This is a genomic window from Pseudomonas sp. GW821-FHT09H03, assembly GCF_059415945.1.
Map to the genome: position 1 here is coordinate 123,733 of NZ_JBWKOF010000006.1, position 24,535 is coordinate 148,267.

Sequence of the window (24,535 nt, forward strand, 5' to 3'; positions counted from 1 at the left end):
CCACATGCGCCTGTTTCGTTCACTGACCCTGTTGATGACCTTGGTCACCCCAACGGCATTTGCCGATGACCTGTATCAGGTCGAAATGATTCTGGTACGGCAAAACGCCGTGCCGGCCATTGTCAGCCGCGCCGCGCCAGAGGACTGGGCCGCCGGTGCCAAGCCGATCGGCGCTGACAGCCTGCGCACACCGAGCCTCAACGGCGAGGTGGAAAAACTCACCGCCAGCAACGAATACACGGTGCTGCTGCACAAGGCCTGGCAACAGAACCTCGGTGAAAACGCCAGCAAAGTCGCGATCAGCGACGGTCAGGAACAATACGGTCAATTCCCGATCGAGGGCACGCTGAGCCTGAAACTGGGACGCTTCACCGACGTCGATGCAGACTTCTGGGTCAATCAGATCGACACCAATGGCATGGTGACTGCCAGCGAGCGCCTGAAACAGGAAAGCCACACCAAGAACGGCCAGCTGAACTTCCTCGATAACGGCCACCTGGGCCTGCTGATCAAGATCACCTCGCTGACCGCGCCTGCACCCCGGCCAGCCCCCGATGAAATTCCGGACTGATTGAAGTCCTTATGTCCGCAACCCTGAGCAAACCCCTGGCACCTTCCTGGGTCAGCCGATTCAAGGAACAGAGCCTGGAGCGTGGCCGCCGCTACGCACTGGAGAACCGCGTAAGGATTGTTGAGGCGGGCGACGCCACTATCATCGCTGCCTGCGAAGGCTCTGGCAGTAACGTTTACCGCCAGACCATTCGCCTGCGCGAATCGGCCAAGGGCACCTTGCTGATGGTCGACGCCACCTGCAGCTGCCCCGTGCACAGTAACTGCAAACATTGCGCGGCGGTTCTGCTGCAAGTACAGGAAACCCTCGATTTCCCGGCCGCCGCCAAAGATGCCAACCTGTTGGAAAAGCTTCAGGCCGTACTGGAGAACCGCGGCCCGAAAGCGCCGCCGCAAGTGCTGGTGGACAACGTGCAACCAGTGCCGCGCCTATGGCTGGCAAGCATCGAATTCAGCGCCTTCGAGCCACGCAATGGCAGGATGCAGCGCTATATACAGCATCGCGCGGCGCTGTCCTTCAGTTACCTGGACGAGTACGTTTCAGGCCAGAAAAACACTGACATCCTGATTCGCCAGGAGACACAGACGCTGCGGATCAAACGTCATCCTGATGTCGAACAGTCCTACCGGGAGCAATTGCGAATCCTCGGTTTCAGGATCGCCACCCGGCAAAGCAAAGCGCTTCCTGAAAGCGCCGGCGAATTGTTCGAGATGGTCAACGACAGCGCCTGGCTGACCTTCACCCTCAATGAACTGCCGAAGCTGCGCGACCACGGCTGGGAACTGCTGATCGACGACGACTTCGGCTTCGACCTGACCGCCGTGGACGACTGGTACGCCACCGTCGACCAGGCTCCGGAACGCGACTGGTTCGACCTGGAACTGGGGATCATCGTCAACGGCGAGCGCCTGAGCCTGCTGCCGATCCTGCTCAACCTGATGCGTTCGCACACCGAAATCCTCAACCCGGAACGCCTGGCCCGACGCCGCGATGACGAACTGATTCTGGTGAACATCCCCAATCGCCCGAATTCCGAGCACGGGCCGCTGCAAGTCGCCCTGCCCTTTGGCCGCTTGAAGCCGGTACTGGCGACCCTCGGCGAGTTTTATCTGCAGGAACCCAGCGAGACCGCCCTGCGCCTGAGCAAGGCCGATGCCATCCGCCTCAATCCCCTCGAGGACATGCCATTACTGTGGGAAGGCGGCGAACAGATTCGCACCTTTGCCCAGCGCCTGCGCGACATCAAGGACTACACCGCCGCCGCCCCGCAAGGTTTGAATGCGACCCTTCGCCCCTACCAGCTCGAAGGCTTGAGCTGGATGCAGTCGCTGCGTCAGCTTGAGGTGGGCGGGATTCTCGCGGATGACATGGGCCTGGGCAAAACCCTGCAAACCCTGGCGCATATTCTTAGCGAAAAAATCGCCGGGCGCCTGGACCGGCCGTGCATGGTGGTGATGCCCACCAGCCTGATTCCCAACTGGCTCGACGAAGCAGCGCATTTCACACCACAGCTCAAAGTGCTGGCGCTGTACGGCGCCAGCCGCAAGAAGCATTTTGACAAGCTGGCCGAGTACGACCTGATCCTCACCACCTATGCACTGCTGCCCAAGGATGTCGAACGCCTGGCCGCGCAGCCGTTGCACGTACTGGTGCTGGATGAGGCGCAGTACATCAAGAACCCCAACAGCAAGGCGGCGCAGGCAGCCCGCCAATTGAATGCGCGGCAGCGCCTGTGCCTGAGCGGCACACCGCTGGAAAACCACCTGGGCGAACTGTGGTCGCTGTTCCACTTCCTGTTGCCCGGCTGGCTGGGCGACGTCAAAAGCTTCAACCGCGACTACCGCGTTCCAATTGAGAAACGCGCCAGCGAAGTACGCCTGCAACACCTCAACGGCCGGATCAAACCATTCCTGCTGCGCCGCACCAAGGAACAGGTGGCCACTGAACTGCCGCCGAAAACCGAGATCGTTCACTGGGTCGAGCTCAACGAAGCCCAGCGCGACGTGTATGAAACCATGCGCCTGGCCATGGACAAGAAAGTCCGCGACGAGATCACCCGCAAAGGTGTCGCGCGCAGTCAGATCATCATTCTCGAAGCGCTGCTCAAGCTACGCCAGGTGTGCTGCGATTTGCGCCTGGTCAATGACGCGCCTCTGCCCAGCCGTGGCAGCACGTCGGGCAAACTCGACAGCCTGATGGAAATGCTCGAAGAGCTGTTCGAGGAAGGACGGCGCATCCTGCTGTTTTCGCAGTTCACCTCAATGTTGTCGCTGATCGAAGACGAATTGAAGAAACGCGGGGTCGCCTACGCGCTGCTGACCGGCCAGACCCGCGACCGACGTGCGCCGGTGAAGGAGTTCCAGAGCGGCAAGCGTCAGATCTTTCTGATCAGCCTGAAGGCCGGTGGTGTTGGCCTGAACCTGACCGAAGCGGACACGGTGATTCATTACGACCCCTGGTGGAACCCGGCGACAGAGAACCAGGCGACCGACCGCGCGTACCGGATCGGCCAGGAGAAGCCGGTGTTCGTATACAAGTTGATTGCCCGAGGCACAGTGGAGGAGAAGATTCAGCACCTGCAGAAAGAAAAATCCGACCTGGCGGCCGGCGTGCTCGATGGGCGCAAGACCGGGGATTGGAAACTGCAGAGCGATGACATCGAAGCGCTGTTTGCGCCGTTGCCGGACAAGCTCGAGAAGCGCTGAAATACACGGCGCCTGTTAGGTCGAATTCGCGAGCAAGCCCGCTCCCACAGTGACCGCGTCGAACACTAATATTTTGAACGACACTGAACCTGTGGGAGCGGGCTTGCTCGCGAAGGGGTCAACTCGGTGTTGTGCCTGGCTCAGCCCCTGAGAACCCGCGCCAATGTCGACTTCACCTTGCCCATCCCATCATGCAACGCCTGCTCGATCTCGGCCATGGTGATTACCGCCGTCGACTTGCCCGCCGCCGGGTTCACCACCAGTGCCAGACAGGCGTAATCCAGCTCCAGCTCACGGGCCAGCGCCGCTTCCGGCATGCCGGTCATGCCAACGATGTCGCAGCCATCACGCTCTAGCCGGGTGATTTCAGCGACGGTTTCCAGCCTTGGCCCCTGGGTGCAGGCATACACGCCGTGGCTGCTGTAGCCAACGCCTTCTGCAGCCAGCGCCGCGATCAATTGCTGACGCAGCGGTTCGCTGTAGGGGTAGCTGAAATCGATGTGGGTAACCTGCTCCAGATCATCGGCGAAGTACGTGTGCTGGCGACCGCTGGTGTAGTCGATCAACTGATGCGGCACGCAGAAATGCCCGGTGCCCATGGCGGCATGAATACCGCCCACGGCATTGACCGCAAGAACCGCGTCGGCCCCGGCCTGCTTCAGCGCCCAGAGGTTGGCGCGATAATTCACCTGATGTGGCGGCAAACGATGGGGATGGCCGTGACGGGCGAGGAACAGCACTTCCCTGCCGGCATATTCGCCGATCTGCACTTCAGCAGAAGGCACACCGTAAGGCGTATCCACCGCCAATGACTGACGAATGCTCAGGCCTTCGAGCTGAGTCAGGCCGGTGCCACCAATAATCGCGTAAACCGTCATAACGAACAGTCCTTAATCTATCAATTGAGCTTCTTTGAGCGCACCGACGGCTGCCAGCCAGCGCGGGTCCTGACGGTATTCGGTGCTGGCGAACGAACGGCCGCGCATCCGCGCAATGCGCCCGGATGGTTTGACCTTCAGACGCTGGGCCGCGCTCAGGGCGAGCTCCGCCGCCGCGCGATCATTGCACACCAGGCCCATGTCGCAACCAGCGGTCAGTGCCGCCTCGATGCGACTGGCAGCATCACCGACCACGTGCGCACCGGCCATGGACAGGTCGTCGCTGAAAATCACCCCGTCAAATTGCAGCTCACCGCGCAGGATGTCCTGCAGCCAGCGCCGGGAGAAACCGGCAGGCTGGGAGTCGACTTGCGGATAGATCACATGGGCCGGCATGACCGCGGCCAACTGCTTGCTCAACCGGGCGAACGGCACCAGGTCGTTGGCACGAATCTCTTCCAGGCTGCGCTCGTCGTTCGGGATCGCGACGTGGGAATCCGCCTCGGCCCAACCGTGACCGGGGAAGTGCTTGCCGGTGGCCGCCATGCCGGCGCTGTTCATGCCGCGAATGAATGCACCCGCCAACAATGCCGCGCGCTCAGGGTCACCCTCGAACGACCGGGTGCCGACCACGGCGCTGCGCTGGTAGTCGAGGTCCAGCACCGGAGCGAAACTCAGGTCCAGGCCAACGGCCAGCACTTCGGTGGCCATGATCCAGCCACATTGCTCGGCCAGGTATTCGGCATTCGGGTTATCGGCAATCGCACGCATGGCCGGCAACCGCACAAAGCCCTGGCGCAGACGCTGCACCCGGCCACCCTCCTGGTCCACCGCCAGCAGCAGATCGGGACGAATGGCACGGATTGCCGCACTCAATTCACGCACCTGGCGTGGATGCTCGATGTTGCGCGCGAAAATAATCAGGCCGCCCACCTCGGGCTGGCGCAACAATTGGCGATCTTCGGCCGTCAGCCAGGTACCGGCGACGTCCACCATCAACGAGCCTTGCAGGCCAGCAGTCATAGCAATTCCTTGGTTACGAGGAACCCGGCCCGCGCGAATTCGCCGCCATGGGCAATGCCCGGCAGGTCGGCGATATCAATGGGGGAAGGATTCAAAACGAGAGTCGGCATGGGCGGCTAGCTTAACGGATGTCAGCTGCCGCGCCCACCCGTGCGCGGTCAAACCTTGGCGGCAACCGTCGAGGACTTGCTGCGCGGACGCAACTGCGCAGTAGCCATGGCCGTATCAGTCACCCCGGTTTCGGCGCGCATGCCGGCGGCCAGGAACGGCACCATCAGGCGCATGACCTGCTCTATCGAAGTGTTCACACCAAAGTCGGTCTCGGCAATCGCCCGCAAGGCCTTGATCCCGGACATGCTGAACGCCGCCGCACCCAGCATGAAGTGCACACGCCAGAACAGTTCGATCGGCGGGATCCGCGGCGCCGCTTCATTGACCAGCATCATGTAGCGGCGAAATACCTTGCCGTACATATCTTCCAGGTAACGCCGCAAATGCCCCTGGCTCTGACTGAAGGCCAGGCCCAGAAGGCGCATGAAAATAGATAGATCGTTACCGCTGCGTGGCTGCACCACCAGGGCCTGCTCGACGAGGATCTCCAGCAGTTCTTCGAGTGTCGGCTTGATTTCGGGCTTGGCCTGGCGCCGCTCCAGCTCTTTATCGAGGCTGATGCAAAACGGTCCGAGGAAACGCGAGAAGACGGCCTGGATCAGGGCCTTCTTGGAGCCGAAGTGATAGTTCACCGCTGCCAGGTTGACCCCGGCCTTGCTGGTGATCAGGCGCAATGAGGTTTCGGCGAAACCTTTTTCCGCGAACAACTGCTCGGCAGCATCGAGAATGCGTTCAACGGTTTCCGACTGGGCCATGGCTACTCCGCCTGACAAACACTTGTTTGAAACATACGTTTCAAACCCCGCCTTGTCAAGCATGGCCACGCGTTTCGCCGCGTGCGTCCCTACATTTAACCATAGATCAGTAAAGCTTCCATCCGTACGTTGACACACCGTCCGGCGCCCTGTGAAAAAACGAGCATTGCCAAGATCGCGCCACTGTATATAATCCCAGTCACTGTATAAAAAAACAGAGCGATCAATATGCTAAAGCTGACGCCACGCCAAGCCGAAATTCTGGCCTTCATCAAACGCTGCCTGGAAGACAACGGCTATCCGCCCACTCGCGCGGAAATCGCTCAGGAACTGGGGTTCAAGTCACCCAATGCCGCGGAAGAACACCTCAAGGCACTGGCCCGCAAGGGTGCAATCGAGATGACCCCCGGCGCGTCCCGCGGCATTCGCATCCCCGGCTTCGAAGCCAAGGCGGACGACTCCACCCTGCCGATCATTGGCCGGGTTGCAGCAGGCGCCCCGATTCTTGCGCAGCAACACATCGAAGAGTCGTGCAACATCAATCCTGCCTTCTTCCATCCACGCGCGGACTACCTGCTTCGCGTCCACGGCATGAGCATGAAGGATGTCGGCATTTTCGACGGCGACCTGCTGGCGGTACATACCACCCGCGAGGCCCGTAACGGCCAGATCGTGGTTGCCCGGATCGGCGACGAAGTCACCGTCAAGCGCTTCAAGCGTGACGGCAGCAAAGTCTGGCTGATCGCCGAGAATCCCGAGTTCGCCCCGATCGAAGTGAACCTTCAGGACCAGGAACTGGTGATCGAAGGCTTGAGTGTCGGCGTGATACGCCGCTAAAGGAGGCATCATGCAGTTTCCACAGACATCGCCACAGCAAGCCCAACTATCGCTGTTCGAAGCGTTCATGGCCCAGCCATTGGCGCCGATCCTGAAAGACGTGGTCGAAGCGCCCTGGAGCGCCGAGCCTGAAGTTTTCAGTGAGCTGTCACTGCGCGGTGCAGCCGGAAACTGCCTGAACCTTCTGGCGCCGATTCTTCGGGAATTGAGCCAGGACCAGGATGCGCGCTGGCTGACACTGATAGCCCCGCCCGCCAGCCTGACCCAGGCCTGGCTACGCGATGCCGGCCTCAACCGCGAACGCATTCTGCTGCTGCAACCACGGGGCAGCCAAAGTGCCCAGCAACTGACCTGTGAAGCCCTGCGCCTGGGCCGCAGCCATACGGTGGTCAGTTGGCTCAACCCGTTGAATGCCCAATCTCGGCAACAACTGATCAGCGCCGCACGCACCGGGGACGCTCAGAGCCTGAATATTCGACTGGGTTAAACGGCAGGCAAGACGCGTTTTGATCCGCGTAAGGCTTCTCCAAGGGACGGAGAAGCCGATATGTGGCGATACAGGATAATGCGACGGACGGGGATCAGTGCAGAACCCGCGATCCCTCTTCCTTTTCGAATTCGCCCTCGACAAGGCGACCCGCCATCTGCACGCCGACGCTCAGCATCGCCTTGGCGACCTCTACGTGCTGGCCTTGCAGAAACACCTTGGCATCCTCGGAGAAATCCAAAGTAACCAGAGAACCTTCGTCCTCGGCCCTGCGCAGCTCGATTCGGCCGTCTGGTAACTCGACAATTTCTAGAAAGGACGTTGGCATAAAGGACTGTTCTCCACGAAAGGCGGGCATTATATAGGCATCGTTCAGGCTTCGCTTGGTATCTTGACCAGCTGTCATTGCCTGGACGCTTCTTTCAGCACTCGTTCAGGCCTTCGCGAAACCTGATCGCCAACCCTTTCAGGTTTTGACGCCAGCTCTCCAGCTCTTCCCGACCAAGCTCCTCGACTGCCTCCTCTTCGTCCAGGTTTACCGCCAGGATCAACGGTTGCGTCACATCGCCTTTTGGCTTGCGCGGCGCTCTTGGCGGCTGGAACAGCGCAGCATGGGCCGCCAACAGCTTGGCCAGCCAGGTTTGCGGATTGTGGGCCAGCTCGACCATCTCGGCCATTTCCGGAATGGCGATGGTTTCCAGCACTTCTCGAGTCAGCAACAGCTCTGCACGGGGCGCATTGGCTTGTGGCAGACGATAGAAGCCGGCGATTTCATGGCACAGCCCCAGTAAGGCGCCATACAGGTGAAACAATGCCGACTCGCGTCCGGCCTGGATCAGCGCCAGGGAGTTCATTGCCCGCCCCTCCTCCGCCCGCGCGAGCGCCTCAAGCGACAGGCCGGCGAAATAAATCTTCTGATTGGTACGGGTATAGAGTTCGTGGGCCATGACGGCAGCCTCCACAACGAATAAGGGCTTCTAGCAGGTCAGACAGTGTCGTGGATCGGCCGATGCGACTGCAAGCCCTACCATACAAGCGAGCCTGCTCCGGGCGGCGTTCCGACGATGGACGTCAACGATAACGCGAGCTTTCTGGATAAATGCGTCGCCCTTGCGTTTTTTCGCGAGCATGCTCGCTCCTACAGAAAGAGACAGCAGACAACCAACAAAAAGGCCGCATGAACACCCTAAGGTGCTCATGCGGCCTTTTTGCTACCGCAGGCCGTTAAGCCTTGGCGGCCGGACGCTTGTCTTCAACCTTCCACTTGCCACCGTCATAGAACGCTTTCCAGCCAGTCGGCTTACCGTCGACTTCGGTCTGCACGTACTGTTCCTTGGTCTTGCGGCTATAGCGGATTACCGCTGGCAGGCCATCCGGGTCCTTCTTCGGCGCTTCGCAGAGGAAGTGATACTTGGGATCGATCTCATCCTTGTGCGGGATGATTTCCAGCACCAGAGGAGCACGGGTCTCACGGTTTTTCGGGAACTGGCTGGCCGCCAGGAACAGTCCGGATGCACCATCGCGCAGGATGTAGGTGTCGTTGACCTTTTCGCATTTCAGCTCGGGCATCTTCACCGGGTCCATCTTCGGCGGCGCCGCATCACCACTTTTCAGCAGTTTGCGGGTGTTCTTGCAGGTCGCATTGGTGCAACCGAAGAACTTGCCGAAACGGCCGGTCTTGAGCTGCATCTCGCTGCCACACTTGTCGCATTCCAGGCTCGGGCCTTCATAGCCTTTGATGCGGTAGGTGCCTTCCTCGATTTCGTAGCCATTGCAATCGGGGTTGTTACCGCAGATGTGCAGCTTGCGCTTCTCATCCAGCAGGTAGGCGTCCATCGCCGTGCTGCAGATCGGGCAGCGATGCTTGCCACGCAACACCAGCGACTCCGACTCACCCTCGTCGTCCGCGGCGATTTCATCGCCCGGCACCAGGTTAACGGTGGCCTTGCAGCGCTCTTTCGGCGGCAGGCTGTAGCCCGAGCAACCGAGGAACACGCCGGTCGAAGCAGTACGAATCTGCATCGGACGACCGCAGGTGGTGCACGGAATGTCGGTCATTACCGGCTGGTTGGCACGCATGCCGTTGTCCGGGCTTTCGGCAACTTCCAGTTTCTTTTTGAAGTCGCCGTAGAACTCGTCCAGCACGTTTTTCCAGTCGCGTTCGCCCTGGGCCACGTCATCGAGGTGCTCTTCCATGCCGGCGGTGAAGCCGTAGTCCATCAGGTTGGAGAAGCTTTCGGACAGGCGCTCGGTAACGATGTCTCCCATCTTTTCCGAGTAGAAGCGGCGGTTATGCAGCGCCACGTAGCCACGGTCCTGGATGGTCGAAATGATCGCCGCATAGGTCGAAGGACGACCAATACCGCGCTTTTCCATTTCCTTGACCAGGCTGGCTTCCGAATAACGCGCCGGCGGCTTGGTGAAATGCTGGGTCGGATCAAGCTTGATCAGCTTCATCGCATCGCCCTGGGCCATGTCCGGCAATACATCGTCGTCGCCTGGCTTGGCAATTTGCGGCATGACACGGGTGTAACCGTCGAACTTGAGGATGCGGCCCTTGGCGCGCAGCTCGAAGTCGCCGGCACCGACGGTGACGGTAGTCGACAGGTATTGCGCCGGCAGCATCTGGCAAGCGAGGAACTGGCGCCAGATCAGCTCGTAGAGCCGCTCAGCGTCACGCTCCATGCCCGACAGCTTGCTTGGCTCGGTATTGGCGTCGGAAGGACGAATCGCTTCGTGAGCCTCCTGTGCGCCTTCCTTGCTGCTGTAGACGTTCGGCGTTTCCGGCAGGTACTTCTTGCCGAACTCGCCTTCAATATAGGTACGCGCCATCGCCACGGCGTCAGCCGAGAGGTTGGTGGAGTCGGTACGCATGTAAGTGATGTAGCCGGCTTCATACAGACGCTGGGCCATCATCATGGTCTTCTTCACGCCGAAGCCCAGGCGGTTGCTCGCGGCCTGTTGCAGGGTGGAGGTGATGAATGGCGCCGACGGCTTGCTGCTGGTCGGCTTGTCTTCGCGCTTGACGATGCTGTAGCTGGAAGCCTTGAGCTTTTCCAGCGCGGCCATGGCCTGGGCTTCATTGAGCGGCTTGAAGGCTTCGCCTTTCTCGCGAGCCACGTCGAAACGCACGTTCGCGCCCTTGGCGGTGCCGAGGTCAGCGTGGATTTCCCAATACTCTTCAGGGTTGAAGGCACGGATTTCGCGCTCACGCTCAACAACCAGCTTTACCGCTACCGACTGCACGCGACCGGCGGACAGGCCGCGAGCGATCTTGGCCCACAGCAGCGGCGAAACCATGTAACCCACTACGCGATCGAGGAAGCGACGCGCCTGCTGAGCGTTGACACGATCGATGTCCAGTTCGCCCGGCTGGGAGAAGGCTTCCTGAATCGCCTTCTTGGTGATTTCGTTGAACACCACGCGCTTGTAGCGGCTGTCGTCACCACCGATGGCTTCGCGCAGGTGCCAGGCAATGGCTTCCCCCTCGCGATCCAAGTCGGTTGCGAGATAGATGGTGTCAGCATCCTTGGCGAGCCGGCGCAGCTCTTCGATGACTTTCTCTTTGCCCGGGAGGATCTCGTACTTGGCTTTCCAGCCATGATCCGGATCGACACCCATGCGCGCGACCAGCTGCTTGCGCGCCTTTTCTTTCGGCGAGAGCACCGGACCTTCACCTGCGGCGGCCTTGCCACGCTTGGCAGCTGGCTCTTTGCTGGCGCTAGCCGAACCGCTGGTGGGCAGGTCTCGGATATGGCCGATGCTCGACTTCACCACGTATTGGTTACCCAGATACTTGTTGATGGTCTTGGCCTTAGCCGGGGATTCCACAATGACCAGCGATTTGCCCATGGATCAGAAAATTCCTGAATTCGAGAAGTGAAAGGCGATTGGCGCCTGACGCGGCACCGCTATATATAGTGGCAACAAGGTGAGGTCAAGCGCAGGGTTTTGCGCGCCCTCGGCTTATGGCCTGTTAAAAAGGCTTTCTTCGGCCTGCACCAGAGCAAAGCGCGGCACCTGTTCGCCGTCAACCTCGACGGACTCCAGGAACATGCTCAAGGGACGTACCCAAAAGCCGTAATCGCCATACAGGGCTTGGTAGAAGACCACTTCTTCTTCGCTTTCCGAATGCCGCGCGACACTGAATACGCGGTACTGCGGACCTTTGTAATGTTGGTAGAGCCCAGGTTGTATCAGCATGCTTTGGCCCTCACTCAAATTTTTTCAAAATAAAAACAAAAATAAATCCGGAAAAACAAAAACCGGGGCACTTGGCCCCGGCTTCCATCAACGAGACGCTTAAACGCGTTCGAAGACGGTGGAGATGCCTTGGCCGAGACCAATGCACATGGTGGCTACCCCAAAGGTGCCGCCATTTTGCTTCATCACGTTGAGCAAAGTGCCCGAGATACGCGCACCGGAGCAACCGAACGGGTGACCCAGGGCAATCGCGCCGCCGTGCAGGTTAACCTTCTCGTTCATCTTGTCGAGTACTTTCAGATCTTTCAGCACTGGCAGGGCCTGTGCGGCGAAAGCTTCGTTGAGCTCGAAGAAGTCGATATCGGAAATACCAAGACCCGCACGCTTCAATGCTTTTTGTGTGGCCGGTACTGGACCATAGCCCATGATCGCCGGGTCCACACCTGCCACTGCCATCGAGCGAATCACCGCCATAGGCTGGATGCCCAGGTCCTGTGCACGCTGCGCCGACATCACGATCATGCACGAGGCACCATCAGTGATCTGCGACGAAGTACCGGCTGTCACGGTGCCGCCCTTTGGATTGAACGCTGGCTTCAACGCTGCCAGGCTTTCCAGAGTGGTCTCCGGACGAATGGTTTCGTCGTAGTCGAAGGTTTTCAGGAAACCGTTCTCGTCGTAACCCTGCATCGGGATGATTTCGTCTTTGAATTTGCCTTCCACGGTCGCCTTGTGGGCGAGTTGGTGGGAGCGCAAACCGAAAGCGTCCTGTTGCTCGCGGGTGATGCCGTGCATCTTGCCGAGCATTTCCGCGGTCAGGCCCATCATGCCCGAGGCTTTCGCCGCGTGCAGCGACATGTGCGGGTTCGGATCGACACCGTGCATCATGCTCACGTGGCCCATGTGCTCGACGCCGCCGACAACGAACACGTCACCGTTGCCGGTCATGATCGCTTGCGCGGCAGTGTGCAGGGCACTCATGGACGAACCACACAGGCGGCTGACGGTCTGGCCGGCCGAGGTGTGCGGGATCTGGGTCATCAGGGACGCCATGCGGGCGATGTTCCAGCCCTGCTCCAGGGTCTGGTTCACGCAGCCCCAGATCACGTCTTCGACTTCGTTCGGGTCGACCTTGACGTTGCGTTCCAGCAATTTGCTGATCAGGTGCGCCGACATGTCTTCGGCGCGGGTGTTGCGGTGCATGCCGCCCTTGGAGCGGCCCATCGGAGTACGACCGAAGTCGACAATCACGACGTCTCTAGGATTCAAGCTCATAAGTTCACTCTCACTCTGGTTGGGGGCACTTAACCGAAGAAGCTCTGGCCGTTCTTGGCCATTTCACGCAGCTTCGCGGTCGGGTGGTACAGCGCGCCCAAATCAGCGTACTGGTCAGCCAGGGCAACGAACTGGGCAACACCGATCGAATCGATGTAGCGCAGCGCACCGCCACGGAATGGAGGGAAACCAATACCGTAGACCAGACCCATGTCGGCTTCGGCAGCGGTTTCGACAATGCCGTCTTCAAGGCAACGCACGGTTTCCAGGCACAGCGGGATCATCATCCAGTTGATGATGTCTTCGTCAGTGACTTCGCGCTGCTCGTAGACGATTGGCTTGAGCACTTCCAGTACCGCCGGGTCGGCGACTTTCTTCTGCTTGCCTTTCTTGTCGGTCTCGTAGGCGTAGAAGCCCTTGCCGTTCTTCTGGCCCAAACGCTTGGCTTCGTAGAGCACGTCGATGGCCGTACGACGGTCATCTTTCATGCGATCAGGGAAACCTTCAGCCATTACGTCACGGCCGTGGTGGCCGGTGTCGATGCCGACCACGTCCATCAGGTAGGCCGGGCCCATCGGCCAGCCGAATTTTTCCATGACCTTGTCGATACGCACGAAGTCCACACCGGCGCTGACCAGCTTGGCGAAACCGCCGAAGTACGGGAACAGGACGCGGTTGACCAGGAAGCCCGGGCAGTCGTTGACGACGATCGGGTTCTTGCCCATTTTCTTGGCGTAGGCAACGGTGGTGGCAATCGCCAGCTCGCTGGACTTCTCGCCACGGATGACCTCAACCAGCGGCATCATGTGCACCGGGTTGAAGAAGTGCATGCCGACGAAGTTTTCCGGACGCTTGAGGTTTTTGGCCAGCAAGGTGATGGAAATGGTCGAGGTGTTCGAGGCGAGGATGGTGTCCTCTTTGACCTGGTCTTCGACTTCGGCCAGAACGGCTTGCTTGACCTTTGGGTTCTCGACGACAGCTTCAACCACCAGGTCGACGTGACCGAAATCACCGTAGGACAAGGTAGGACGAATGCCATTGAGTACTTCGGCCATTTTTGCAGCGGTCATGCGGCCTTTTTCAACGCGGCCAACCAGCAGTTTGGCGGCTTCGGCCAGCCCCTGCTCGATACCGTGCTCGTTGATGTCCTTCATCAGGATCGGCGTGCCTTTGGAAGCCGACTGGTAGGCGATGCCGCCACCCATGATGCCGGCGCCCAGTACGGCGGCCTGCTTCACGTCCTTGGCGATTTCGTCGTAGGCCTTGGCCTTTTTCTTCAGCTCCTGGTCGTTCAGGAACAGGCCGACCAGGCTTTGTGCAGCAGAGGTCTTGGCCAGTTTGACGAAACCGGCAGCTTCGACTTCCAGCGCCTTGTCACGACCGAAGTTCGCAGCTTTCTGGATGGTCTTGATCGCTTCAACCGGCGCCGGGTAGTTCGGGCCAGCCTGACCGGCCACGAAACCTTTGGCGGTTTCGAAGGCCATCATTTGTTCGATAGCGTTCAGCTTGAGTTTCTCAAGCTTGGGCTGACGCTTGGCCTTGAAGTCAAACTCACCGGAAATGGCGCGCTTGATCAGTTCCAGGGCAGCATCTTGCAATTTCTCAGGAGCAACCACTGCATCGACGGCACCGACTTTCAGCGCGTCTTCAGGACGGTTTTCCTTGCCAGCGGCAATCCACTCGATGGCGTTGTCGGCACCGATCAGGCGCGGCAGACGCACGGTACCGCCGAAGCCCGGGTAGATGCCCAGCTTGACTTCCGGCAGACCGATCTTGGCCTTGGTGGACATGACGCGGTAGTCCGCCGCCAGGCACATTTCCAGGCCGCCACCCAACGCGATGCCGTTGATGGCCGCTACGGTCGGCACGTTGAGGTCTTCGAAATCGCTGAAAATCTTGTTGGCTTCGAGGTTGCCAGCAACCAGCTCTGCATCCGGCAGCTTGAAGTTGTCGACAAATTCAGTGATGTCGGCACCGACGATGAACACGTCCTTGCCGCTGCTGACGATCACACCCTTGATCGAATTATCTGCCTTGATGGCGTCCACGGCCTGACGCAGTTCGTTCAGGGTTAGACGGTTGAACTTGTTGACGGACTCACCCTTGAGGTCGAACTTCAGTTCGACGATGCCACTTTCAAGAGCCTTAACCGTGATGGCTTTACCTTCGTAAATCATCAACTGATCTCCACGATATGGAAGCTGAACAGTACACGTCGGACGCAGGCGAATGGTTCGGCAGGGACGGTTTCCGTCGATGCCACGCCCATTCCCCCGACACACCCGCCAACGCGATATTCGGGATTCTGTAGGAGCGCTCTGTAAAACAAACGCTCAATTCATACGCCCGTTTGATTTGGGTACGTCACCTTCACGGAATTTCCGACAATTGTCAATCGCCTGAAACAGGGGATGGAGCGCGACTTTACGGTCATTTCCGTACTACGAGGCCTTAAACACGCCGAAGCATGTGAACGCATTCATAGGATCAATTGTTAGAAAAGTCGCCCTAATTCCCTGCAGGCCGCGTTTAACGAGCTACGCTGGCGAAAAGCGGGATAAACATGAATGCTTTTTGGCAATGCCTGATGCAAATTCAGCCCGAACCGATTTACCGGCCTGCCTGGCCAAACCGGCCCGATGATACTGTCGGGCTTTTTTTTGCCCGACTCCTGCAGGAGCCAGCATGCTGGTGATGGTGGTCAACGATGACGCGGCAAACCTGACGCTCCGAGGCGTTCTCTGGTTTTTCGCGAGCATGCTCGCGCCTACGCCAGCGTGAGCAGGAGGGAGTTCAGGCGAGCGCCTTCAAGGTGGCGTCGATCTGTTGCAATACCTCGGCTTCACCCTTCTCGCCCCAGTACAAAGCGATCATCTGCCTGTCCGCCTCGACCTTGTAGACATTGCCTGGCAATTTTTCGAAATGATTGAGTAACGCCGGATCTTCGCAGATTTCCTGCCACTGATTGACCCAGACACCTGGCGATTTCTGCCAGTAACTCCAGCACGCAGGCTGACTGCCCCGGCGCGGGCGATGGTACTGCGCACACGGGCTTGGCGGCTCCTGGCTGAGCCAGTGCGGCCACTCCTGAGGCGCCAATTGCATGGCCAGGCCGATGCGTCGGGCCTCCATGCGCAGGGCTATCCGGCCACTCTGGGCACGGGACGGGCGCAACCATGCCAGTGGACTCAGCACCACCAGCAGGATTGACAGCACTATCCAGACCGTCATATCTGTACTCCCGATTCTTGATGGGCACATTGGGTCACTTTGGAACCAATGCGCTTGAAACCAGCCATACTTACCAATATTGCAATCCCTCAGGAGGAGCATCTCATGCCCTACAACCACATTCTGGTCGCTGTAGATCTAACCGAAGAGTGCGATCCTGTAATCCACCGCGCTCGCGAACTGTCGGTAAGTAGCGGTGCGAAGCTGTCGCTGGTGCACATTGTCGAGCCGATGGCCATGGCCTTTGGCGGTGATGTGCCAATGGACCTGTCACAACTGCAACAACAGCAGTTCGATCAGGCCAAAGAGCGCCTTGACCGGCTGATCGTGAAGTATCCGGAGCTTACCCGGGAATACAGCCACCTGACCTACGGCCAGCCACGCCAGGAGATTCACCATCTGGCCAAGGAACAGACCTGTGACCTGATCGTGGTGGGCAGCCATGGCCGGCATGGCCTGGCACTGCTGCTGGGCTCCACCGCCAACGACGTGTTGCATGGCGCCCCTTGCGATGTGCTCGCTGTACGCCTGCAAAACAAAAGCTGACAATACAAATCATTGTGGGGGCGGGCTTGCTCGCGAAAGCGGTGTGACAGTCGACACATTCGTTGAATGTTAAACCGCCTTCGCGAGCAAGCCCGCTCCCACATGGAATCTGCGATAATCCGCAGATCGCATTGCATATGAAAAGCCCGGCATTCATCACTGAACGCCGGGCTTTTTTATTGCCGGATCAATCAGGCATCCAGCTCGGCCCAGCGCTCGACCATCACGTCCAGTTCAGCCTGCAACTGTTCCAGCTGAGCGATCACCGCAGCCGTCTCGGCAGCCGGACGCAGGTAGAAACCGGCATCGGCCATCTGCGCCTCAACGGCGGCAATCTGCTGTTCCATGGCTTCGATCTGCCCCGGCAGCGCTTCCAGTTCACGCTGCAACTTGTAGCTGAGCTTCTTCTTCGCCACGGGTGTCTCGACTGCCGCCGCGACTGGCGCAGGCTCGGCCTTGACCACTGCCGAATTGAGGTCGGCCTTGCCGGACTTGCTTTCGGTCACACCCAGCAGGCGTGGTGAACCGCCCTGACGCAGCCAGTCCTGATAGCCACCGACATATTCGCGAACCTTGCCTTCACCTTCGAAGACCAGGGTGCTGGTAACCACGTTGTCGAGGAATGCCCGGTCGTGGCTGACCATCAGCACGGTGCCGTTGAAGGTCAGCAGGACTTCTTCGAGCAGCTCCAGGGTTTCAACGTCGAGGTCGTTGGTCGGTTCGTCGAGCACCAGCAGGTTCGCCGGCTTGCTGAACAGCTTGGCCAGCAGCAGACGAGCGCGTTCACCACCAGACAGCGCCTTGACCGGCGTGCGCGCACGCTGCGGGCTGAACAGGAAGTCGCCGAGGTAGCTCAGCACATGGCGGCTCTGGCCGTCGATATCGATGAAGTCGCGACCTTCGGCGACGTTGTCGATCACGGTCTTTTCCAGATCCAGCTGGTGGCGCAACTGGTCGAAGTAGGCCACATCGATCTTCGTGCCCTCTTCCACCTTGCCGCTGGTTGGCTGCAGGCCGCTGAGCATCAGCTTGAGCAGCGTGGTCTTGCCGGTACCGTTGGCGCCGAGCAGGCCGATACGGTCACCGCGCTGCAGCACCATCGAGAAATCCTTGATCAGGAACGGGCCACCCGGGTGAGCGAAGCTCACATTCTCGAGGACCATCACCTGCTTGCCGGACTTGTCGGCGGTTTCCAGCTGGATATTGGCCTTGCCGGTACGCTCACGACGCTCGCTGCGCTCCACGCGCAAGGCTTTGAGGGCACGCACGCGGCCCTCGTTACGGGTGCGACGGGCCTTGATGCCCTGGCGAATCCACACTTCTTCCTGGGCCAGGCGCTTGTCGAACAGGGCATTGGCGGTGGCTTCCGCCGCCAGTTCGGCTTCTTTGTGCACGAGGAAACTGGCGTAATCGCCATTCCAGTCGATCAGGCCGCCGCGATCCAGTTCGAGGATGCGGGTCGCCAGGTTCTGCAGGAAAGAACGGTCGTGCGTGATGAACAGCACGGCGCCCTGGAAATCCTTCAGTGCTTCTTCAAGCCAGGCGATTGCACCGATGTCCAGGTGGTTGGTCGGCTCATCGAGCAACAGCAGGTCCGGCTCGGACACCAGGGCCTGGGCCAGCAGCACGCGACGACGCCAGCCGCCGGACAATTCGGCGAGGGTCTTGTCCGCAGGCAACTGCAGGCGGCTCAGGGTGCTGTCGACCAGGGTCTGCAAGCGCCAGCCATCACGGGCTTCGAGGTCGTGCTGAACGTGCATCAGCTTGTCCAGGTCGGCATCGGTGACGCAGTTCTGGCTCAGGTGGTGATATTCGGCAAGCAAGGCACCGACGCCGTCCAGGCCTTCGGCAACCACGTCGAACACTGTCCGCTCGTCGGCCACCGGCAATTCTTGCGGCAATTCGCCGATCTTGAGCCCGGGTGCACGCCAGACAGAGCCGTCATCGGGCTTCTGGTCGCCCTTGACGAGCTTCATCATGCTGGACTTGCCAGTGCCGTTGCGGCCGATGATGCACACCCGCTCACCACGGGCGATCTGCCAGGACACCTTGTCCAACAACGGCATAGCGCCGAAAGCAAGGGACACATCGCTGAATTTGAGCAGGGTCATGAGCTTCTCCAAAAACCGGGCGCGCATTCTACCTGACTTGGGGCGTCAGAAGGCCGGCAATTTCATTCTCGTAGCACTCTGCATGACAAATGTTGCTAACTGATGCCGTGACGCCGGCAAAGCTTTCGCGCGTTGCTGGCAAAAGGCTAAGCTACAGATAATTCAGTGGGGGCCTGACCCGCACTTGTCATGATTTCTCTGCCCGGATGTCTCATGCGCAGTCGCCTTTTCAGTCTCTTATCCTGCTTTGTTCTTTCTGCCGCTGCCGTTCAATCCGTACAGGCCGTGGATATTTCCACCCAACGCCAGTATTACGATGAAGCCAAGCGCGCCCTGGCCAAGGGCGACTCCGGCCCGTACTTTCGCTACAACCAGGCCCTGGCCGATTATCCGCTGGAGCCCTATCTGGCCTATGACGAGCTGACCGCGCGCCTGAAAACCGCGAGCAACGCCGAAATCGAGAAATTCCTCGCCGAACATGGCGATCTGCCGCAAGCCAACTGGATGAAGCTGCGCTGGTTGCGCTGGCTGGCCGACCGTGGCGACTGGGCGACCTTCGTCAAGTATTACGACCCGAAAATGAACTTCACCGAACTGGACTGCCTGAATGCGCAGTACCAGATCAGCCATAACCTCAAGTCCGAAGGTTACGCCAACGCCAACAAGCTCTGGCTGACAGGCAAATCGCAGCCCGAGGCCTGCGACACGCTGTTCGCCATGTGGGCTGCCGACGGCCAGTTGACCGAGCAAAAACGCTGGGAGCGCCTCAAGCTCGCCGCCCAGGCACGCAACTATCCGCTGGCAAACAGCCTGACCAACGGCTTGACCACCCTCGCCCCGCGCGGTCGCTTGCTGATCGACGTGGCGCAGAAACCGGAAATGCTCAACCAGCCTTCGCGTTTCACTCCGGCCGATGAACCCATGTCTGACGTGGTCAGCCTCGGCCTGCGCCGCCTGGCCCGCCAGGATCCGGACCGGGCCATGAACCTGCTCGACGGCTATGCCAGCAGCATGCATTTCTCCCGGGATGAAAAAGTCGCGATCGCCCGGGAAATCGGGCTGACCCTCGCCAAACGGTTCGACGGTCGGGCACTGAACCTCATGACCCAGTACGATCCGGAACTGCGCGACAACACGGTGTCCGAGTGGCGCTTGCGCCTGCTGCTGCGCCTGGCGCGCTGGGACGAGGCCTATCAGTTGACGCGCCGCGTGCCGCAAGACCTGGCCACCGCCAACCGCTGGCGCTACTGGCAGGCCCGCAGCCTGGAGCTGGCGCAGCCACAGAGCCCGGAACCCCAGAGCCTGTACAAGAACCTGGCCCGCGAGCGCGACTTTTATGGCTTCATGGCGGCCGATCGTTCGCAATCGCCCTACTCGCTGCTCAACAAGCCGCTGGCACTCAGCCAGGCCACCATCAATAAAGTACGCAACACACCCGGCATCCGCCGGGCCCTGGAGTTCCACGCCCGCGGCCAGATCGTCGACGGTCGCCGTGAGTGGTACCACGTCAGCCGCCATTTCAGCCGTGATGAAATGGTCGCCCAGGCCAAACTGGGCTACGACCTGGGATGGTATTTCCCGGCGATCCGCACCATCAGCCAGGCGCAATACTGGGATGACCTGGACATCCGTTTCCCCATGGCCCATCGCGAAACCCTGGTGCGTGAAGCGAAGAATCGCGGCCTGCATCCGAGCTGGGCGTTTGCCATCACCCGTCAGGAAAGCGCCTTCATGGACGATGCTCGCTCCGGCGTCGGTGCAACGGGCCTGATGCAGCTGATGCCCGCGACCGCCAAGGAAACCGCACGCAAGTTCAGCATTCCTTATTCCTCGCCACAGCAGTTGCTCGACCCGGACAAGAACATCCAGCTCGGTGCCGCCTTTTTGAGCCAGGTACACAGCCAGTTCAACGGCAACCGCGTCCTCGCCTCCGCCGCCTACAACGCCGGCCCCGGCCGCGTGCGTCAGTGGCTGCGCGGCGCAGACCACCTGAGCTTCGACGTGTGGGTGGAGAGCATCCCGTTCGACGAAACCCGCCAGTACGTGCAAAACGTGCTCTCGTATTCGGTGATCTACGGCCAGAAACTCAACTCACCGCAACCGATCGTGGATTGGCATGAGCGGTATTTCGACGATCAGTAAGAGCTGCAGCAGCAAATTTTAAGCCACAAGCTGCGAGCAGTTCTCCCTAGCCGTAAAAATGCCCGCATTTGAAAGATGCGGGCATTTTTTATTGATCCATTTGGTCGCTACTTAGTCGTTTACTGGATCGAATACTTCCTGGCCATCATTGAACTGCAACGCCGCCAACCGCGCATACAGCGCATTACTGGCGATCAGCTCCAGGTGCGTGCCCACCGCTACCAGTTTCCCTTGGTCCATCACCGCGATCCGGTCGGCGTTTTTCACGGTGGCCAGGCGGTGGGCGATGACCAGGGTGGTGCGGTTTTTCATCAGGCTTGGCAGGGCTTGCTGAATCAGGTGTTCACTCTGGGCATCGAGGGCGCTGGTGGCTTCGTCGAGCAACAGGATCGGTGCATCCACTAACAAAGCCCGGGCGATGGCCAGGCGCTGGCGCTGGCCGCCGGACAAACCCAGACCGCCGTCGCCCAGGTGCGTCTGGTAGCCATTGGACATGGCCTCGATGAAGTCATGGGCATAGGCGATTTTCGCCGCTTCCCGGACCTGCTCCGGGGTTGCTGCCGGATTACCGTAACGAATGTTTTCTTCGATGCTGCCGAAAAATAGCGCCGGGTTTTGCGAGACCAGGGCGAAGCAGCGGCGCAAGTCCAATGGGTCGAGCTGTACCAGCGGCACGCCATCGAGCAGGATGCACCCCTCGGCGGGGTCGTAGAAACGCAGCAGCAGATCGTACACCGTGGACTTGCCGGCGCCGGAGGGACCAACCAGTGCGAGGGTTTCGCCGGCATTGATCGAAAGGCTCAAACCATCGACGGCATAGCTTTCAGGACGTGACGGGTAAGAAAAGCGCACCGCTTGCAGCTGCAGATTGCCCCGGACTCGCTCCGGTAGCGCCACTGCCCCGGTAGCTGGCGGCTGGATGATGTTTTCCGAGCGCAGCAACTCGGCGATCCGCTCGGCGGCCCCGGCCGCACGCTGCAATTCCCCTATCACCTCGCTCAATGTGCCGAATGCACTGCCGACGATCAGGCTATAGAAGACAAACGCGGCCAACTCGCCTGCGGAAATCCGCCCGGCGATCACGTCCATGCCGCCGACCCAGAGCATCACCCCGACCGCACCGAGCACCAGCACGATCACCAGGGTGATCAGCCAGGCGCGCTGAAAGATGCGTTTGCGCGCGGTGTCGAACGCATCTTCCACAGTTCTGGCGAAGCGCCGCTCGTCCTGCGCCTGATGGTTGTAGGCCTGCACGGTTTTGATCTGGCCCAGGGTTTCCGAGACGTAACTGCCGATGTCGGCAATCCGGTCCTGGCTCAGGCGCGACAGGTTGCGCACCCGGCGCCCGAAAATCAGGATCGGCGCGATCACCAATGGCAAAGCCACCACCACGATACTGGTGAGCTTGGGGTTGGTCACAAACAGCAGCACTATCCCGCCCAGCACCATCAGCAGATTGCGCAGGAACAGCGACAACGAAGAACCGATAACCGATTGCAGCAGCGTGGTATCGGCGGTCAAGCGTGACTGGATCTCCGAGCTGCGGTTGTCTTCATAAAAACCCGGGTGCAGGTAGATCAAATGGTTGAACACCTGGCGCCGGATGTCAGCGACGCAACGCTCGCCGATCCACGACACCAGGTAAAAACGCGCAAAGGTGCCGACCGCCAGCCCCATCACCAGCAACAGGAACAGACCGATGGACTGATTGAGCAGGTGTGGCGACTGGGTCATGAAACCCTGGTCCACCAACAGGCGAATCCCCTGCCCCATGGACAAGGTGATTGCAGCGGTGACGATCAACGCGAGCAAGGCACCCAGGGCCTGCCAGCGGTACGGGACGATGAAACGACTGGCCAGGCGAATCGCACGGCGTTGACGGGCAGAGAGCATCGCAATCATCCACGGAGGTCATTAAGGTCAGCCTACACGCTCGTTGGCCGAGGAACTTTGTAAATCACAATGCGTCAGGTTAATTATGACCGGCAAGACTAGTGACTAGACGCTAATGGTCTAAAGTTCGAGTAGCCAGATGATGGCATTTCTGGTGGACTGGTAACGCCGTTTCGGAAAGACCGCAGGGAGTTGTCATAGCCCGGTCACCTGACGGCTTTAAAGTAGGCACACACCTGAAGAGGAGACAGGCCATGTCCTTGCAAAACAGCAGCGATGACAAGATTCAAGTGATCCGCACGCAGCCAGACCAGTCTCTGGGTTGCTCGATTATCGACGAACAGGGCCGCGAGGTACCGATCACTGAAGCAATGATCCAGTGCGCCTGCCGCGAACTGGAAGACCGATTGGTCAAGCCTGCCGAACAAAAGTGATGTAGCCACCGTCTTCTTGACCCGGCCCGTTGTTGGCCGGGTTTTTTATGCCCAGTGGTGTATCAGACCGCTGTTGAGCCAAGGGCTGCCACTATTTGCCGCAACGCCGCTGAGTCGCCCTCGATACGCACCTGCAATCCGTCGATCTCACGACGCGGCGGATAGTTCTTGCGCAGCACATCGAATGCCGCACGCTGCTCGCTGACACTGCCGACAAGGCTGCGACGAAAATCCGCATCGTCGCGGCGCGGGTCGTACACACCACGGCACAACGTCGCCAGGGCCCAGGCCGGATCGGTTTGTGCGTTCAGGGTCACGTGCGCCAGCCAGGGTGCCGGCAATAAATCGCTCAAGCTGACCACGGCCGGTTGTCCGAGAAACTGGCAATACGCCTGATAGATCTGCGCAGTCCCGCGCTGCTTGCCATCGAGGCTGTAACCGGCAATGTGCGGTGTCGCCAGCACGCACAGATCAGCCAGGGCAACATCGACTTCCGGTTCGCCTTCCCAGACATCCAGCACCGCCTGGAGGTCTTCGCGCTCCAGCAGCACTTCGCGCAGCGCTGCGTTGTTCACCACCGGACCACGACTGGCGTTGATCAGCCAGGCGCCTGGCTTGAGCTGCTTCAGGCGTTTTTCGTCAAACAGATGCCAGGTCGGCTGCGCGCCTCGCTTGCTCAACGGCGTGTGCAGGCTGATGACGTCGCATTCTTCAATAATCCGCTCGAGGCTGACGTAATCGCCACCTTCAGCAACTTGCCGGGGCGGGTCGCAGACCAGCACCTTCCAGCCCAGGCCTTGCAGGACGTTGACCAGCCGCCCGCCCACTTGTCCGGCACCGACCACGCCGTAGGTGCGTTGTGTCAGGTCGGCGCCCTCTATCTCGGCCAGGGTCAGCAGGCTGCCGAGCACGTAGTCAACCACCCCGCGGGCATTGCAGCCCGGGGCGCTGGACCAGGTGATGCCGGCCTGATGGAAGTACTCCAGGTCCAGGTGGTCGGTGCCGATGGTGCAGGTGCCGACAAAACGCACCTTGCTGCCTTCGAGCAATGCGCGGTTGACGTTGGTGACCGAACGCACCAGCAGTACATCGGCCTGTTCGACGGTAGCACGATCGATGGAGCGACCCGGTACCCGGCGGATTTCACCGAAGCCTTCAAAGAAGGCATCGAGCAGGGGGATGTTTTCGTCGGCAACAATCAGCATGGCAGGCTCCTTGGGCGGATCGGCAGTGTAGGCGTAGATACCTTCCAGCGCCTATCCCTCTGTGCTGCGGCTGGAATTTCGGGAGATTACAAATAGGTAACACTGTCTTTTCCTGACTAATGCGTCAA

The 24,535-nt window shown here is 59.9% G+C and carries 20 protein-coding genes; 7 read left to right on the top strand and 13 right to left on the bottom strand.

Annotation, left to right across the window (positions count from 1 at the left end):
- The first annotated feature begins 4 nt into the window (after nucleotides 1-4).
- Nucleotides 5-571: a CsiV family protein gene (locus AC07OG_RS10430; protein ID WP_495066974.1), complete on the top strand. Its 567-nt coding sequence runs from the start codon at nucleotides 5-7 to the stop codon at nucleotides 569-571.
- An 11-nt stretch (nucleotides 572-582) separates the two neighbouring features.
- Nucleotides 583-3,276, top strand: a complete 2,694-nt coding sequence (locus AC07OG_RS10435; protein WP_495066975.1) for an SNF2-related protein — start codon at nucleotides 583-585, stop codon at nucleotides 3,274-3,276.
- 140 nt (nucleotides 3,277-3,416) lie between these two features.
- Here AC07OG_RS10435 and AC07OG_RS10440 read toward each other — a convergent pair whose 3' ends face one another.
- The 3 genes from AC07OG_RS10440 to AC07OG_RS10450 all read right to left on the bottom strand — a co-directional run bounded on the left by AC07OG_RS10440 (nucleotide 3,417) and on the right by AC07OG_RS10450 (nucleotide 6,043).
- Entirely contained in the window at nucleotides 3,417-4,154 is a 738-nt protein-coding gene (locus tag AC07OG_RS10440) for an S-methyl-5'-thioinosine phosphorylase (RefSeq protein ID WP_495066976.1), read from the bottom strand.
- Nucleotides 4,155-4,166: 12 nt separating this feature from the next.
- Entirely contained in the window at nucleotides 4,167-5,165 is a 999-nt protein-coding gene (gene nagZ / locus AC07OG_RS10445) for a beta-N-acetylhexosaminidase (RefSeq protein ID WP_177336947.1), read from the bottom strand.
- Between the two features lie 170 nt (nucleotides 5,166-5,335).
- Nucleotides 5,336-6,043 carry a TetR/AcrR family transcriptional regulator gene (locus AC07OG_RS10450; protein ID WP_060540147.1) on the bottom strand — a complete coding sequence of 236 codons (708 nt, stop codon included), beginning with the start codon at nucleotides 6,041-6,043 and terminating at the stop codon, nucleotides 5,336-5,338.
- 228 nt (nucleotides 6,044-6,271) lie between these two features.
- On the opposite strand from AC07OG_RS10450, the gene lexA reads away from it, so the two are divergent.
- Both lexA and sulA read left to right on the top strand, forming a co-directional pair.
- Nucleotides 6,272-6,880 carry a transcriptional repressor LexA gene (gene lexA / locus AC07OG_RS10455; RefSeq protein WP_007974043.1) on the top strand — a complete coding sequence of 203 codons (609 nt, stop codon included), beginning with the start codon at nucleotides 6,272-6,274 and terminating at the stop codon, nucleotides 6,878-6,880.
- Nucleotides 6,881-6,890: 10 nt separating this feature from the next.
- A complete protein-coding gene (gene sulA, locus AC07OG_RS10460) occupies nucleotides 6,891-7,367 on the top strand; it encodes an SOS-induced cell division inhibitor SulA (RefSeq protein WP_060540148.1) in 477 nt (158 codons plus the stop codon).
- A gap of 94 nt (nucleotides 7,368-7,461) precedes the next feature.
- Here the strand turns inward: sulA and AC07OG_RS10465 are convergent, their stop codons facing one another.
- The 7 genes from AC07OG_RS10465 to AC07OG_RS10495 form a co-directional block, all read right to left on the bottom strand.
- Nucleotides 7,462-7,695: a hypothetical protein gene (locus AC07OG_RS10465; RefSeq protein WP_060540174.1), complete on the bottom strand. Its 234-nt coding sequence runs from the start codon at nucleotides 7,693-7,695 to the stop codon at nucleotides 7,462-7,464.
- 94 nt (nucleotides 7,696-7,789) lie between these two features.
- A complete protein-coding gene (locus AC07OG_RS10470) occupies nucleotides 7,790-8,314 on the bottom strand; it encodes a DUF6586 family protein (RefSeq protein WP_218424487.1) in 525 nt (174 codons plus the stop codon).
- A 277-nt stretch (nucleotides 8,315-8,591) separates the two neighbouring features.
- Entirely contained in the window at nucleotides 8,592-11,219 is a 2,628-nt protein-coding gene (gene topA, locus AC07OG_RS10475; RefSeq protein WP_060540150.1) for a type I DNA topoisomerase, read from the bottom strand.
- Nucleotides 11,220-11,333: 114 nt separating this feature from the next.
- Nucleotides 11,334-11,570: a DUF1653 domain-containing protein gene (locus tag AC07OG_RS10480; protein ID WP_495066977.1), complete on the bottom strand. Its 237-nt coding sequence runs from the start codon at nucleotides 11,568-11,570 to the stop codon at nucleotides 11,334-11,336.
- A 99-nt stretch (nucleotides 11,571-11,669) separates the two neighbouring features.
- Entirely contained in the window at nucleotides 11,670-12,845 is a 1,176-nt protein-coding gene (fadA, locus tag AC07OG_RS10485) for an acetyl-CoA C-acyltransferase FadA (RefSeq protein ID WP_060540152.1), read from the bottom strand.
- 29 nt (nucleotides 12,846-12,874) lie between these two features.
- On the bottom strand, nucleotides 12,875-15,022 hold the full coding sequence (gene fadB, locus AC07OG_RS10490; protein ID WP_060540153.1) for a fatty acid oxidation complex subunit alpha FadB: 2,148 nt from the start codon (nucleotides 15,020-15,022) through the stop codon (nucleotides 12,875-12,877).
- A 616-nt stretch (nucleotides 15,023-15,638) separates the two neighbouring features.
- Entirely contained in the window at nucleotides 15,639-16,076 is a 438-nt protein-coding gene (locus AC07OG_RS10495; RefSeq protein ID WP_060540154.1) for a hypothetical protein, read from the bottom strand.
- A 105-nt stretch (nucleotides 16,077-16,181) separates the two neighbouring features.
- Between AC07OG_RS10495 and AC07OG_RS10500 the strand changes: the two genes are divergently transcribed.
- The gene (locus AC07OG_RS10500; RefSeq protein WP_060540155.1) at nucleotides 16,182-16,622 is read left to right on the top strand and encodes a universal stress protein; all 441 of its coding nucleotides are present in this window, start codon (nucleotides 16,182-16,184) and stop codon (nucleotides 16,620-16,622) included.
- Nucleotides 16,623-16,813: 191 nt separating this feature from the next.
- On the opposite strand, the gene AC07OG_RS10505 is transcribed toward AC07OG_RS10500, so the two are convergent.
- Nucleotides 16,814-18,733 carry an ATP-binding cassette domain-containing protein gene (locus AC07OG_RS10505; RefSeq protein WP_495066978.1) on the bottom strand — a complete coding sequence of 640 codons (1,920 nt, stop codon included), beginning with the start codon at nucleotides 18,731-18,733 and terminating at the stop codon, nucleotides 16,814-16,816.
- 213 nt (nucleotides 18,734-18,946) lie between these two features.
- Between AC07OG_RS10505 and AC07OG_RS10510 the strand changes: the two genes are divergently transcribed.
- Nucleotides 18,947-20,875 (top strand): transglycosylase SLT domain-containing protein, encoded by a 1,929-nt coding sequence (locus AC07OG_RS10510; protein ID WP_495066979.1) that lies wholly within the window; start codon nucleotides 18,947-18,949, stop codon nucleotides 20,873-20,875.
- A gap of 111 nt (nucleotides 20,876-20,986) precedes the next feature.
- Here AC07OG_RS10510 and AC07OG_RS10515 read toward each other — a convergent pair whose 3' ends face one another.
- On the bottom strand, nucleotides 20,987-22,777 hold the full coding sequence (locus AC07OG_RS10515) for an ABC transporter transmembrane domain-containing protein (protein WP_495066980.1): 1,791 nt from the start codon (nucleotides 22,775-22,777) through the stop codon (nucleotides 20,987-20,989).
- 245 nt (nucleotides 22,778-23,022) lie between these two features.
- Between AC07OG_RS10515 and AC07OG_RS10520 the strand changes: the two genes are divergently transcribed.
- Nucleotides 23,023-23,202 (top strand): PA1571 family protein, encoded by a 180-nt coding sequence (locus tag AC07OG_RS10520; protein ID WP_060540158.1) that lies wholly within the window; start codon nucleotides 23,023-23,025, stop codon nucleotides 23,200-23,202.
- Between the two features lie 62 nt (nucleotides 23,203-23,264).
- Here AC07OG_RS10520 and pdxB read toward each other — a convergent pair whose 3' ends face one another.
- Nucleotides 23,265-24,407, bottom strand: a complete 1,143-nt coding sequence (pdxB, locus tag AC07OG_RS10525; RefSeq protein WP_218424491.1) for a 4-phosphoerythronate dehydrogenase PdxB — start codon at nucleotides 24,405-24,407, stop codon at nucleotides 23,265-23,267.
- Nucleotides 24,408-24,535: the final 128 nt, after the last annotated feature.

Bases quoted from the DNA above. Each gene is read 5' to 3' on its own strand.
- AC07OG_RS10430 (WP_495066974.1), top strand. From the start codon at position 5: ATGCGCCTGTTTCGTTCACTGACCCTGTTGATGACCTTGGTCACCCCA.
- AC07OG_RS10435 (WP_495066975.1), top strand. From the start codon at position 583: ATGTCCGCAACCCTGAGCAAACCCCTGGCACCTTCCTGGGTCAGCCGA.
- AC07OG_RS10440 (WP_495066976.1), bottom strand. From the start codon at position 4,154: ATGACGGTTTACGCGATTATTGGTGGCACCGGCCTGACTCAGCTCGAA.
- AC07OG_RS10450 (WP_060540147.1), bottom strand. From the start codon at position 6,043: ATGGCCCAGTCGGAAACCGTTGAACGCATTCTCGATGCTGCCGAGCAG.
- lexA (WP_007974043.1), top strand. From the start codon at position 6,272: ATGCTAAAGCTGACGCCACGCCAAGCCGAAATTCTGGCCTTCATCAAA.
- sulA (WP_060540148.1), top strand. From the start codon at position 6,891: ATGCAGTTTCCACAGACATCGCCACAGCAAGCCCAACTATCGCTGTTC.
- AC07OG_RS10465 (WP_060540174.1), bottom strand. From the start codon at position 7,695: ATGCCAACGTCCTTTCTAGAAATTGTCGAGTTACCAGACGGCCGAATC.
- AC07OG_RS10470 (WP_218424487.1), bottom strand. From the start codon at position 8,314: ATGGCCCACGAACTCTATACCCGTACCAATCAGAAGATTTATTTCGCC.
- topA (WP_060540150.1), bottom strand. From the start codon at position 11,219: ATGGGCAAATCGCTGGTCATTGTGGAATCCCCGGCTAAGGCCAAGACC.
- AC07OG_RS10480 (WP_495066977.1), bottom strand. From the start codon at position 11,570: ATGCTGATACAACCTGGGCTCTACCAACATTACAAAGGTCCGCAGTAC.
- fadA (WP_060540152.1), bottom strand. From the start codon at position 12,845: ATGAGCTTGAATCCTAGAGACGTCGTGATTGTCGACTTCGGTCGTACT.
- fadB (WP_060540153.1), bottom strand. From the start codon at position 15,022: ATGATTTACGAAGGTAAAGCCATCACGGTTAAGGCTCTTGAAAGTGGC.
- AC07OG_RS10495 (WP_060540154.1), bottom strand. From the start codon at position 16,076: ATGACGGTCTGGATAGTGCTGTCAATCCTGCTGGTGGTGCTGAGTCCA.
- AC07OG_RS10500 (WP_060540155.1), top strand. From the start codon at position 16,182: ATGCCCTACAACCACATTCTGGTCGCTGTAGATCTAACCGAAGAGTGC.
- AC07OG_RS10505 (WP_495066978.1), bottom strand. From the start codon at position 18,733: ATGACCCTGCTCAAATTCAGCGATGTGTCCCTTGCTTTCGGCGCTATG.
- AC07OG_RS10510 (WP_495066979.1), top strand. From the start codon at position 18,947: ATGCGCAGTCGCCTTTTCAGTCTCTTATCCTGCTTTGTTCTTTCTGCC.
- AC07OG_RS10515 (WP_495066980.1), bottom strand. From the start codon at position 22,777: ATGATTGCGATGCTCTCTGCCCGTCAACGCCGTGCGATTCGCCTGGCC.
- AC07OG_RS10520 (WP_060540158.1), top strand. From the start codon at position 23,023: ATGTCCTTGCAAAACAGCAGCGATGACAAGATTCAAGTGATCCGCACG.
- pdxB (WP_218424491.1), bottom strand. From the start codon at position 24,407: ATGCTGATTGTTGCCGACGAAAACATCCCCCTGCTCGATGCCTTCTTT.